Below are 12,657 nucleotides of genomic sequence, written 5' to 3'. Positions count from 1 at the left end.
AACTGTGCAGACAGATGAACTGAAACTGCTTGAAAAGCTGATCGACGTTATCGAGCAGAATGTCATTCCGCTGACTGAACGAGGCGTGGCAGAGGGCAACAAGGTTTTCGGTGCAGCTTTGTTGCGCAAATCGGATCTATCTCTTGTTCTTGCGGAAACCAACAACGAGACTGAAAATCCACTCTGGCATGGTGAAGTGCATACCTTGAAGCGTTTCTACGAAATGCCGGAGAGCGGGCGTCCGGATACGAAAGACATGGTCTTTCTTTCCACTCATGAGCCTTGTTCCATGTGCCTTTCGGCAATTACATGGAGTGGCTTTGACAATTTCTACTACCTGTTCAGTCACGAGGATTCACGAGATTCTTTCTCGATCCCCCACGATTTGAAGATCCTCAAGGAAGTCTTCACGCTGGAGCCGGGTGGATATAACCGCGATAATGCCTTCTGGCATAGTCACTCGATCCCAAAGATGGTTGCCTCCCTGCCTGATGCCGACCGCCAGCGTCTTGGCAAACGACTTGATGCCATTTTCGCCAAATATGATGAATTGTCCGACACATATCAGGCAAGCAAAGATGGAAACGCGATTCCTCTCAATTGAGGAGAAATCGTTTCTCATAGTCATACGCCTGAAATAGGCGCGTGCCAGAGGGGATGCGCGATGTCGGATATTCGGCTCGCGCATTTTTCATGTCTGACAGGACGAGCATCATGACCTCTGACCACACAATATCAGCGATTGGCTTCTGCACCCCGACGGGTGACGGCAATTTCAGCACGCTTGAGGGCGCAATCCGAAACATCGTCGAACTTGGTTCGGAAGCTGTAGAATTGTCGCTATATGGCGAGGAAATAATCTCGGGCGGACGTCTCATTCCGCAACGCGTGGATCGTCTTGTCAATATCACCAGACAGTTTGATACGCGCTACAGTGTCCACGGACAGATCGTTTCCAACTTCATGGATCGCGAGCATCTAGAGTATCAGAAGGCTGTTGTTCGAGCGATGCTCGAACTTTGCGACCGTGTCGGGGCGGAAATTCTGGTTCATCACTCTGGCCATGCTCCCATGCCAGCGCTTTCTCGTATTCCTGATCTCGATAAGATGGAACGAGATGCGCTCGCTGAAATGGCGGAGCTTGCAAACACCTATGGCGTCCGGATCGCACTGGAGAATATCTTCGCTATGAGCGACGCTGAATATCGGCAGACACCGGCCCAGGTCGCCGAAACGGTTGCCGCGATCAATCATCCGTCCGTATGTGGATTGATCGACTTCAGCCACGCCTATATTGAATGCACACGCCTGGGTCTGGATTGGCGTCCGCAGATTCGCGCTATGGCGCCTGTGACCGGACATCTGCACATACACGACAGTTTTGGTCGCCCTTATACGATGAACAAGTTTTATCATCCTGCGGAAGCGACAGCCCTCGGCATTGGCGATCTGCACCTGCCGATCGGATGGGGCGATATTCCGTGGGAAGAAATTTTCGATGAACTGACTTTCTTGCCCGATACGTTCGTGATTATGGAAATCGGGGAAGATCGCTTCAGTACCGAACAAGCCGATAGTCTTGCACGGGCCCGCAAGCTGGCTGAACGAGTTAACAATCGTCTGAAAGCGGCTTGAGTGAAATGAGATAGGCCGCGCAGTGAGCGCGGCCTATTCTTTTGGTTCAGGCTTTTACTATTTGCGGATTTCACCTAGCTGCTTTTGTACCGCATCGATGACATCGTCACCGATTTGGGATTTGTACTTGGCATAGATCGGCTGGGATTTCTCGAGCATGCGGGCATGCTCTTCCGGCGAGAGGGTATTTACCTCCAGACCCGCTTCCTTGATCTTCTCGAGCGACTTCTGGTTCAGTTCGCGAATGACCTTGCGTTCGATGTCGCGACCGACAACGGCACATTCACGCAAGGCAGCTTGTTCTTCCGGTGAATATGTGTCGAAGATCGGCTTGGAATACAGGAACAGAAACGGTGTATATGCATGTTTCGTTTCTGTGATGTACTTCTGCACTTCGAAGAATTTTGACGTATCGATTGTGACGTAAGGGTTTTCCTGCGCGTCGATAGCTTTTGTTTCCAGCGCGGAGAAAATTTCACCAAACGCCATCGGGGTCGCATTGGCACCAAAGTTCTGGAACGTGTCGAGGAAGATGTTGTTCTGCATCACGCGGACTTTCATGCCGCTGAAGTCTTCCCACTTATTAACCGGATGTTTTGAGTTTGAAAGGTTTCGGAAGCCGTTTTCCCAATAGGCAAGATTGACGAGGCCGACGGACGCAAGCTTCTCGTCCATCATCTTGCCAAAGGGGCCATCGACGACGGCATCTGCTTCTTTATCATTAGCGAAGAGAAATGGCAGATCGAAGACACCGAGTGCGGGAACGATGCCCACGAGCGGCGATGACGATGTGACGACGCCTTCCTGTACACCGGAGCGCAGTGCCTGTGTTGCCTGCAAATCGCCTCCCAGTGCTCCACCCCAGAACGCGGTCATCTTCATCTTGCCACCGGATTTTTCGGCAAGACATTCATTCATCGCTTTGATGCCGTTGCCGACCGGATGGTCCTCGTTAATGCCATTCGAAACGCGGATGTTGCGATCCTGGAATTCGGCAAATGCAGGTACGGTTAGCGCTCCTGCTATGAGAGCAGTCGTTGCCAGCATAATCAGTTTTCTCATTGAACTCTCCTCCCAGAGTTGATGTTGAACCTAATGAAGCCAGTTCATGGGTACCAGTACGAGACTTGGAAACAGAACCAGCAGGAACAGAACGATCACTTGCGAAATCAGAAACGGATTGACGCCAGCAACCACTTTTCCGAGCGGCACCTTTGAGACGCCGCTCACCACATTCAGCACGACGCCAACCGGCGGCGTGATAAGCCCGATACTGTTATTCATGATAAACAGGACACCGAAATAGGCGGGATCGATACCTGCCTGCTTAACGATAGGCATCAGGACCGGCGTCAGGATGAGAATTGTCGGTGTGAGGTCCAATGCCGTTCCGACCACAAGCACTAGGATCATGATCGCAAACATTAGCAGCTTCGGGCTGTCGATCAGCGGAGCGATATAGCCGCTGATTTCCGCCGGAATGTTTGCTGCGGTGATCAGCCATGACGAAACCAGCGCGGACGCGACAAGAAACATGATGACGGATGTTGTCTTGGCTGCTCGTAAAAAGACGCCATAGAGATCGACAAATCTCAGCTCGCGATAGATGAACATGCCGACGAAAAGGGCATAGGCTGCGGCGACTACTGCAGCTTCTGTGGGCGTCATGACACCCATTCGGATGCCGCCAAGAATGATGATCGGCATGCCGAGCGCCCATAGTGCACGTCCGGTTGCCTGTAGCCGATCTTTGCCGGATTGCTTGGGTAGTACTTTGAGGTTGTCTTTTCTGACGACGATCTGCCAGGTGAAGAGCAGGGCAATACCCATCATCAAACCTGGCACGATGCCCGCCATGAAAAGCTGCGTTATGGATACATTTGCCGCAACACCGAATACGATCATTGCCATGGACGGCGGAATGACCGGTGCGATGATGCCACCGGCTGCCATCAGTCCGGCTGAGCGTGGGATATTATAGCCTGCTTTCGCCATCATGGGGACGAGGATGGTTGCTAGCGCCGCAGTGTCGGCAGCAGCCGAACCCGATACGCTGGCCATGATGATGGCCGCAAGAATGGCAACGACACCGAGACCGCCGCGAATATGGCCGACGCAGGCTATGGCGAAATCAATGATGCGGCGGGACAAGCCGCCCGAATTCATCAGTTCACCAGCCAGAATGAAGAAAGGGATTGCCAGAAGGGTAAAGGAGTCGACACCGGCAATCATGTTCTGCGCGATGATCTGCGTGTTGAACATTCCCATGTACCACATGAGAACGACACCGCAGAACATAAGCGAAAAGGCGATCGGAACGCCGATTGCCATGGCGCTGAGGAGCGAGCCGACAAATACTACAAGCGTCATGTCGTCTACTCCATCAGATGGTCGAGCGAATGTTCGCCCGCAAAGGTGGCAATTTCCTCATCGGTCAGACGACCGGTAACGGCACGGAGAAAGCGCTCGGCTGCAATGATAAACATCGCGCCGCCGGTGAATAGTCCGACACCGTAAACCCAGATCATCGAAAGCCCGGTGACGGGTGCGACCATGCTGGCGTTGATGTCGAATTGCTTCCAAGTGCCCCAGAAGAAAATTGCCGAGCACAACGCGACGATCAGATAGCTGATTGCCATACAGGTAATGCGGCCTTGTCGCCCGAAGCGGGCGACAAGTGACTCGATGCCCAAGTGGCTGTTCTCGCGAAAGGTGAGGACGGCTCCGAGAAACGACACCCAGACGAAGAAATAACGCGCAAGTTCTTCCGATACGGTCAGTCCGGAATTTGCGGCGTAGCGCAAAATCACGTTGACGAAAACCATAATGGCCATGCCAGCAAGGAGGAAGACGAGAATTGCGCCAAGTATCTTGTAGAAGAAGTCTATGGCTTTCGTCATCTATCCGCCCTCAGACTTTATCGAGCAAATCGCGCGCTTGCAGGTTCTGGATCAGCGCCCTGATGCCAAATGTCCATTCTGGACATTTATCGGTCCGGTCGACCCAATTGATGAGGCGGCCGAGCTTGGGAGTTGATATCTCCACACGGTCGCCGACTTCGTGGGTGAAACCTTGTCCGGCACCGCGACGATCCTTGACGGGCGCGAACATTGTACCGAGGAACAATACCGCGCCATCCGGATATTGATGATTGCGGTTCATCATCTGCGATGCGAGGTTTTCGGGATCACGGCTGATCGCTTCCATCGGGCTTTCGCCGGTCATCTCGAAGCCGTCAGCTCCGTGGACAGTTAGCGACAGCTTGAGCTTGCGCAACACATCCATGGTGAATTCGCCATCGAACAGGCGAATAAAGGGACCTATAGCACAGGAAGCATTATTATCCTTGGCTTTGCCAAGCAGGAGAGCGGAACGTCCTTCGACGTCCCTGAGATTGACGTCGTTACCCAGAGTTGCGCCGACAATACGTCCGTCCGAAGTGACGACCAGAACCACTTCCGGTTCAGGATTGTTCCATTGTGAAATTGGTAAAATACCGACGGTCGCACCACAGCCGACGGCGGACATCGGCTGGGATTTAGTGAAAATCTCTGCATCAGGGCCGATGCCCACTTCGAGATACTGGGACCAAAGTCCCATTTCCTGAAGGAGTGCTTTGACACCTGCGGCTTTCTCGGAGCCTGCTGCGACACCTCGCAGATTGTCACCGATGACTGGGGCGAGGCGTTCGCGAATTTCGCGAGCGCGGGAAGGATCACCTTTTGCCTGTTCTTCGATCACGCGTTCAAGCATACTGTCAGCAAAGGTGACGCCCGCTGCTTTGATGGATTGCAAATCGATGGGGGCAAGCAGTTCCCCGCGATCACCGGAAAGAAAATCGTCAACAGAGCCGAGATTTGGAAAGCCTTCTGCATTTTTCAATTCGCTAATCAGTGAATCTCGCTCCAGAAGGCCAGAAACAGTAGCAGACAAGCTGGATAGATCGTGCAAATGACCGCTTTTCACCAATACTGGACAAGGGCCATTTTCAGCTTTTGACCACACCCGGCCGATTAAAACCGCTGAATGGCTGTCGTCAGGCAAAATTGTCTTTGCTTTCAGTTCACGCTTGTCTTGCACAGATATCCTCCCAATGCATGACCATATCCCGCAGGCCATATGTTGTCAGGATGTCTGACAACAATAATACTATTATTTGCAGTCCGGAGTTGAGTCCAGCCTTCAGGTCGTGGTCGCATCAAAAATTAGATCGATCTGTTTTTCTGCGGCTGACCGAGTAGGCCTTGTCCATTTCCGGATTGAGTTCCATGCCGAGCCCGGAACCGGGGGGAACGGTAATCATACCATTCTTTACTTCGGGCAAAGCTGTGACCAGATCGCGATACCAAGTCTTGTAGAACGCACGAACGCTTTCCTGAATAAGTGCATTCGGCGCATTCAGTGACAGGTGCGTCGAAGCACAGAGGACGATTGGCCCGGTACAGTCATGTGGTGCGACCGGTAGATGCCAAGCTTCCGCCATAGCTGCGATTTTGCGGGCTTCTGAAAGGCCGCCACACCAGCTCAGATCAAGCATGACGACGCCAGCTACGCCGGTTTCGAGAAGGTCGCGAAACGCCCAGCGGCTTCCTAACGTCTCGGAGGCACAGATCGGTGCAATGCTTGCTTCCGCATACCGTTTCAGGCTGCCAAGACTGTCCATCTTGATCGGGTCTTCGTGCCAGAAGGTCTTGAAAGGTGCTAGCTCACGGGCGATCTGCATGGCCGGCAGAAGCTGCCACATGGAATGGAACTCGACCATTATATCCATGCGGTCACCGACAGCCGTGCGGATTTTCTCGAAAGGTTGTAATGCCGCCTTTAGATCAGGCTGAGAGATATACTGCCCGCGGGTCTTTTCCGCCGCCATGTCGAACGGCCAGATTTTCATCGCCGTTATGCCCTCGTCCAGTAACGAGAGTGCAAGTTCGTCTGCCCGGTGCAGGAAGCCATTAAGGTCGTCATAATTAGCCCCAGCACCAGCCAGACCATAATTGGCAGATTGCTGGCCCGTCGCCTTCTTGATGTATTCCGTTCCGGCACAGGTATTATACGTGCGGATGGATTGACGGCTGAAGCCGCCGAGAAGTTGGGCGATCGGCAGGTTTGCAGCCTTGCCGTATAAATCCCACAGGGCGATATCGAAAGCGGAGTTGCCACGCACTTCCGCGCCAGTTGAACGGAAACCGAGATACCCCACAAGATCTGAAGCCAGCAGATCAATCTGCAGCGGATCGCGACCGAGAACGCGCGGCGCGACATATTCGTGCAGATAAGCCTCAACAGTCTCAGACATGAAAAAGGTCTCACCGAGTCCGGTAATCCCTTCGTCTGTGTGAACTTCCACCCACAACAGGTTTGGCCGTTCGGCGATGCGAGTGGTTTCGATTGCGGTGATCTTCATTACACCTCCCAAATGCAATTGGATTGCCAACGCGCTAGCCTTTATGGCTCTCGTTAAGCTTTTCGAGATGCAGGAGCAGGGCGCTGTGATCCTTCTCGCCACCGCCTTCCTTCACGAAAGATGCGAAGGCTTCGCGTACGGTCTCGGTCAATGGCAAGCTCAGCGATAGGTCGCTCGCGGTCTGGAGGATCGAATTGAGATCTTTAAGCTGAATGCGCGATGTGCCGCCCGGTTCAAAGTTGCGCTCAATCATCCGCTTGCCGTGCAATTCGAGAATGCGGCTTTCACAGAAACCGCCGCGGATAGCGTCTCGAAATGCGGCGCGCGACCCGCCACCCTTTTCGACCAGGACCATTGCCTCTGCAATCGCTCCAATGGTTACGGCAACAATCTGCTGATTGGCAAGTTTTGCGAGTTGACCGGCACCCGACGGGCCAACGCGGGTAAGGCACCCCATGGACTTGAAAACATCGGCTAGGCCAGCAATGATTGCTTCATCTCCTCCGGCCATGATGGCAAGCGTGCCTTCCTGGGCGCCCACTACGCCACCGGAAACCGGGGCATCGATATGATCGACGCCTATTGCCGCCAGACGCTTGGCATGTTCGCGCGCGAAGTCTGGCGAAATTGAACTCATATCGATGACCACGCTGCCTTTTTTCAAGACGGCAGCGGTCCCTTGGTCGAAAAGAACGTCGCGTACCGCCGGACCGTCGGTCAACATCGTGATGATAACATCCGCCGTCTCCACTGCCTCGGTGGCCGATTGAGCGAGTGCGGCACCTTTTTCAGCGAGAGGAGCAGACTTGGCGCTGTTCCGGTTCCAGACGGTTACATCAAAGCCGGCATCCAGCAGCCGACTGGCCATTGGTGCGCCCATCAGGCCGGTTCCAAGAAAAGCGATCTTGCGTGTCAAAGCTTGCCTCCCATTTCATCTTCGATGTGAACGCGAATGATCTCATCAAAGGATGTTTCTGCGCTGAAGCCAAGAGCCTGTGCGCGTTTTGCTTCGAAACCGGGAGCCCAGCCTGCAACCATACGCATGATCATTTCGTCTGGTTCACGTCGGATCAGACCGACGGCTTTTTCTCCGGCAATGCGACGCAACGCTTCAATCTGCTCGCCTACAGTGGCACTGAGACCAGGCATGGAGAGATTGCGACGTGCTCCAACTGCTTCCGTATTGATGGTGGCTCCATGGATCAGAAAGCCGACGGCTGAGCGTGGTGAAGCATGCCAATGCCGGACATCTTCGGGAACAGGTAAGATTGCTTCCTGTCCGGAGAGCGGCTCACGCAGGATGTTGGAGAAGAAGCCGGATGCGGCCTTGTTCGGTTTGCCGGGGCGTATGCAGATCGTCGGCAGGCGAATGCCGATACCGTCAAAAAAGCCGCGCCGGGTGTAGTCCGATAACAGGAGCTCGCTGATTGCCTTCTGCGTACCGTAACTTGTCAACGGGGTCGTGTGAAACTCGTCGGGGATCGGGTAGGGGAGCGGGGCGCCGAAAACGGCGATGGACGACGTGAAAACTACGCGAGGTTTATAGCCATCGGCAATGTGGGCAAGCCTGATTGCGTCGAACAGATGCCGAGTGCCATCCAGATTGATTCGATATCCTTTATCGAAGTCGATCTCTGCTTCACCGGACACGATTGCCGCGAGGTGAAAGATAACGTCAGGTCGTCCTGACACGATCTTCTGAGCGGTTTCCATGGTGGATATATCCGCTGCGAGAGTATCGACCGATCCTGCAAAGCCGCTCGGAAGTTCTGCTGCTACGATATCGATAAGTGTGAGCTCTTCAACTGGGGTTTCCCCGAGATGACCATCGTTTGAAAGGCGCTGCGTTAGCTTGCGTCCGACCATACCTGCAGCACCGATGATTGCGATATGCATTTAGAAGGCCTCCTCCCTGCCTTGCAGCCGACCCTATTCGAATGTCTCGCGTTGGCTACCACTTCGACACTTATCCGATCTCCCACCAGATTTGTGTTGTAGGGTTGTCTGATAACCTTATATGTAGGCGTTGAAAACAGTTTTCTCCGTCTTGCCACAGGAATGAAACGGAAAAGCCTGTCGCATCTCAAAGACTGTTGTACATCCGCGACAGCACATTGCGCATCGGTAAAGCCAAGAGGATATCATGTACGGTTTGGGGCACATGACCGGAAACAAGCAAACTGATCTCGTTGCTCTTTTGGGCGATGATCTGGTTATGACCGGGCAAAACGACATGCTTGGCTATTGTCGCGACTGGCCGGGAGATGTGGCAAATACGGCGGTTGCCGTCATCCGTCCGCGTTCGACAGAGGGTGTTTCTGCTGCGGTTAAAGCCTGCGCCTCACTGGGATTGTCCATCATTCCGCAAGGCGGAAACACCGGTCTTGTGCAAGGCGGCGTGCCGGATGGTCAAGATAATCTTGTCATTCTAAGCCTTGAGCGAATGAACCGTATTCGTAAGATCGATCCGGATGATTTTTCAGCGATTGTGGATGCCGGCTGCATTCTCTCCGAACTGAAAGACAAACTGGCAGCCGAAGGGATGTTTTTTCCATTAGCCCTCGGCGCTCAGGGAAGCTGCCGCATCGGGGGAAATGTCAGCACCAATGCCGGCGGCATCAATGTGTTGCGGTACGGCATGACTCGCGAGTTGATGCTGGGACTGGAGGTTGTGCTGCCTGACGGTACGGTATTCAATGGTCTTTCGACACTGAGGAAAGACAATCGCGGCATTGACCTGAAACAGCTATTTATAGGGGCAGAAGGCATTCTGGGAGTGGTGACCGGTGTGGCAATCAAACTTATGCCTTTGCCAGACAAGGTGGAAACAGCCCTGCTGGGGCTCAATTCGCTCGGTGATGCGATTGCACTTTATAGGCGCGCGCGTGTGCAATGCTGTGATTTGATGTCTGCTTTTGAATTCATGCCGCCGGTTGCTTTTACATTGGCGCAAGAGGCGATACCAGAGCTTGCCATGCCACTTGGACAGTACCCCGCCTATGTCTTGATGGAGATTTCAGGTTCGGGGCTGGTCGATATACTATCCTTGATGGAACAGTTTCTCGCTGGCGCAATGGAAGACGGCCTCGTTCTTGACGGAACAATCGCGTCCTCTCGTGCACAAGGTCAAAATCTCTGGACATTTCGTGAGGCCATGAATGAGGGGCAGGCGTTACGCGGTAAGCACCTTCGTACTGATATTTCTGTACCGCTTTCAAAACTGGCATCATTCGTTGCCGAAGCTGAACAGGAACTGACCAGGATTCTTCCAGATTGTCTCGCCGTTTCTTACGGACATGTCGGCGATGGCAATGTGCATCTCAATGTCATTCCGGAAAGCAATCTCGATGTTGCAACGAAAGACAAGAAGATCAAGCTTGCGAAAGAAACGATCAATGCTGTCCTGGATCGCTATGCAGGTAGCATTAGCGCCGAACACGGCATCGGTCGCTTGAAAAGGGACGATTTCGAGAAGCGCATTGATCCTGCACGACGAAAACTGCTTGAAGCTCTCAAGCAAGTCATTGATCCAGATAATATCATGAATCCGGGCTGCCAGCTTTTGCTTGACTCTTCAAAAGGGTGACGACACACCAATCGCACGGGCAATCAGGGAGACTTTATCACTTTGTTTGGTGAAATCAGGCGCAATGAGCAGCTTCCCGGACGCATCGCTTCCGAAATTACGCGGCAGATCAGTGAAGGTAGCCTTCTGCCGGGACAAAAGCTCCCGACAGAACATAATCTCGCACAGAGCTTTGGTGTCAGTCGCTCGGTTGTACGTGAAGCGATTGCCCAGCTGCGCAATGAAGGCCTAGTTGAAACTCGACAGGGTGTAGGTGCTTTCGTAACGGAACCCGACCGGCGGCATGCTCTTCGCATAGAGCCTGAAACACTCGCCAATCGTGATAGTTTCCGCAGCCTGTTCCAGTTGCGAATGGCGCTGGAGATAGAAGCTGCCGGGCTCGCGGCAGTGCATCATGACGAACACGAAATGATGCAACTTAATGAAGCACTAGCGGAAATGAGCGGCTCGAAAAAATGGACAGATACAGGTATAGCTGCTGATCTCGCATTTCACCGCGCACTCGCTTCCGCAACACATAATGAGTATTTTCCATTGGTCCTCGGTTTCATTGCCGAGAGGATCAATCAGGCAATCAATGCGGCGCGTGCACGAGCGGTGCTTGAACAGATTGTCGAAATCACAATCGATGAGCACACGGCAATCAGGGATGCTATCCATTCACGTGACCCCTTGCGAGCGCGTGAAGTGATGCGCCACCACATTGTGCAGGCAGCAAGCCGCGTCGGTCTCAAACTGGAAACTTTCTGATGACTTCTTCTTTCGAACTTTTCAGTCTGGAAGGGCGCATAGCCCTGATCACCGGTTCCAGCCAGGGCATCGGTTTTGCATTGGCGCGAGGGCTTGCAGAACATGGCGCCACGGTAATCATCAATGGCCGTGATCGGACCAAGGTGGATGCGGCGGTCGCGCTATTGGAAAAAGAGGGCCATACGATCCTTGCATCTGCGTTTGATGTGACGGATGCCGAAGAAGTTCGCGCGGCCATCGATGGGATTGAAGAGGAAATCGGGGCGCTCGATATTCTGGTCAATAATGCCGGGATGCAGTATCGCGCCCCGCTCGAAGATTTTCCGATCGAGAAATGGCAGCAGCTTCTGGAAACCAATATTTCCAGCGCTTTTTATGCTGGACAGGCCGCTGCACGCCATATGATCGCGCGAGGACGCGGCAAGATAATCAACATTGCTTCGGTTCAAAGTGAACTAGCGCGGCCTTCCATCGCGCCCTATACGGCGACAAAAGGGGCAATCCGTAATCTGACACGTGGCATGGCCACCGATTGGGCCCGACATGGCCTGCAGATCAATGCGATTGCTCCCGGCTATTTCAAGACGCCGCTGAATCAGGCATTGGTTGATAATCCCGAATTTACGGCATGGCTGGAAAAAAGAACGCCGGCCGGCCGTTGGGGCGATGTGGAAGAGTTGGTCGGCGCTGCAGTCTTCCTGAGCAGCAATGCCTCCTCTTTCGTAAATGGACAGGTTTTGCACGTCGATGGCGGCATGACCGCTAGTGTATGAGGAACTGATGCTGCGTATTATCGTTATGGGTGTTTCGGGTTCCGGAAAATCGACCGTGGGTGAGAAAATTGCCGATTTGCTGGCTCTCCCGTTTCTTGAAGGCGACTCCCTGCATCCGAAGTCCAATGTCGATAAGATGTCGGCGGGCATACCTTTGCAGGATGAGGATCGCTGGCCCTGGCTCGACAAAATTGGTGAACGTCTAGCGGCCTCGACCGATGGAATTGTCATTTCTTGCTCCGCACTAAAGACGAGCTATCGTGATCGTCTTCGCTCTGCGGCAGGAGCGCCGGTGCTGTTTGTCTTTCTGGACGGCAGCTTTGAAGTATTGCACGAGCACATGGGGCATCGCACCGGGCATTTCATGCCGGTAACGATGCTGGAAAGCCAGATCGCTACGCTGGAAAGCCCTGTTGGCGAACCGCAGGTTTTCCGCGCAGACATTGCCGAGCCTGTGGAAAAGATAGTCTCTGATAGCGTCGAATGGATACGCTCAGTTCAGCTTTAGC

General features: G+C 53.5%; 13 protein-coding genes. 6 read left to right on the top strand and 7 right to left on the bottom strand.

The window, feature by feature from the left end:
* Positions 1-4 precede the first annotated feature (4 nt).
* Both F9K91_RS15230 and F9K91_RS15225 read left to right on the top strand, forming a co-directional pair.
* Complete coding sequence (locus F9K91_RS15230; RefSeq protein ID WP_151651133.1) at positions 5-604, top strand: deaminase; 600 nt, start codon at positions 5-7, stop codon at positions 602-604.
* Positions 605-714: 110 nt separating this feature from the next.
* Positions 715-1,635: a sugar phosphate isomerase/epimerase family protein gene (locus tag F9K91_RS15225; protein ID WP_151651134.1), complete on the top strand. Its 921-nt coding sequence runs from the start codon at positions 715-717 to the stop codon at positions 1,633-1,635.
* A gap of 57 nt (positions 1,636-1,692) precedes the next feature.
* On the opposite strand, the gene F9K91_RS15220 is transcribed toward F9K91_RS15225, so the two are convergent.
* The 7 genes from F9K91_RS15220 to denD all read right to left on the bottom strand — a co-directional run bounded on the left by F9K91_RS15220 (position 1,693) and on the right by denD (position 8,935).
* Positions 1,693-2,697 (bottom strand): TRAP transporter substrate-binding protein, encoded by a 1,005-nt coding sequence (locus tag F9K91_RS15220; RefSeq protein WP_151678116.1) that lies wholly within the window; start codon positions 2,695-2,697, stop codon positions 1,693-1,695.
* A gap of 30 nt (positions 2,698-2,727) precedes the next feature.
* Entirely contained in the window at positions 2,728-4,005 is a 1,278-nt protein-coding gene (locus F9K91_RS15215) for a TRAP transporter large permease (protein ID WP_151554562.1), read from the bottom strand.
* A gap of 5 nt (positions 4,006-4,010) precedes the next feature.
* On the bottom strand, positions 4,011-4,535 hold the full coding sequence (locus F9K91_RS15210; RefSeq protein WP_151554563.1) for a TRAP transporter small permease: 525 nt from the start codon (positions 4,533-4,535) through the stop codon (positions 4,011-4,013).
* Between the two features lie 10 nt (positions 4,536-4,545).
* The gene (locus F9K91_RS15205; protein WP_235913062.1) at positions 4,546-5,754 is read right to left on the bottom strand and encodes a fumarylacetoacetate hydrolase family protein; all 1,209 of its coding nucleotides are present in this window, start codon (positions 5,752-5,754) and stop codon (positions 4,546-4,548) included.
* Between the two features lie 79 nt (positions 5,755-5,833).
* Positions 5,834-7,039 carry a mandelate racemase/muconate lactonizing enzyme family protein gene (locus F9K91_RS15200; protein WP_151554565.1) on the bottom strand — a complete coding sequence of 402 codons (1,206 nt, stop codon included), beginning with the start codon at positions 7,037-7,039 and terminating at the stop codon, positions 5,834-5,836.
* Between the two features lie 34 nt (positions 7,040-7,073).
* The gene (locus F9K91_RS15195) at positions 7,074-7,955 is read right to left on the bottom strand and encodes an NAD(P)-dependent oxidoreductase (protein ID WP_151678115.1); all 882 of its coding nucleotides are present in this window, start codon (positions 7,953-7,955) and stop codon (positions 7,074-7,076) included.
* Entirely contained in the window at positions 7,952-8,935 is a 984-nt protein-coding gene (denD, locus tag F9K91_RS15190) for a D-erythronate dehydrogenase (protein ID WP_151678114.1), read from the bottom strand. The genes F9K91_RS15195 and denD overlap by 4 nt, the downstream gene beginning before the upstream one ends.
* Positions 8,936-9,182: 247 nt before the next feature.
* Between denD and F9K91_RS15185 the strand changes: the two genes are divergently transcribed.
* From F9K91_RS15185 to F9K91_RS15170, 4 genes are read left to right on the top strand one after another with little or no spacing between them, the layout of a single operon-like run.
* A complete protein-coding gene (locus F9K91_RS15185; protein WP_151678113.1) occupies positions 9,183-10,625 on the top strand; it encodes an FAD-binding oxidoreductase in 1,443 nt (480 codons plus the stop codon).
* A gap of 42 nt (positions 10,626-10,667) precedes the next feature.
* Complete coding sequence (locus tag F9K91_RS15180; protein ID WP_061347100.1) at positions 10,668-11,375, top strand: FadR/GntR family transcriptional regulator; 708 nt, start codon at positions 10,668-10,670, stop codon at positions 11,373-11,375.
* Positions 11,375-12,148, top strand: coding sequence for an SDR family oxidoreductase (locus F9K91_RS15175; RefSeq protein WP_151678112.1), 774 nt, complete (start codon positions 11,375-11,377; stop codon positions 12,146-12,148). Before F9K91_RS15180 ends, F9K91_RS15175 begins: the two co-directional genes overlap by 1 nt.
* Positions 12,149-12,155: 7 nt before the next feature.
* Positions 12,156-12,656 carry a gluconokinase gene (locus F9K91_RS15170; RefSeq protein ID WP_151678111.1) on the top strand — a complete coding sequence of 167 codons (501 nt, stop codon included), beginning with the start codon at positions 12,156-12,158 and terminating at the stop codon, positions 12,654-12,656.
* Position 12,657: the final 1 nt, after the last annotated feature.

It is taken from the genome of Brucella tritici, assembly GCF_008932295.1.
Lineage (GTDB): Bacteria > Pseudomonadota > Alphaproteobacteria > Rhizobiales > Rhizobiaceae > Brucella > Brucella tritici.
Note: the sequence above shows the minus strand (reverse complement) of the source record. Positions and strands in the feature narration are given on the sequence as shown.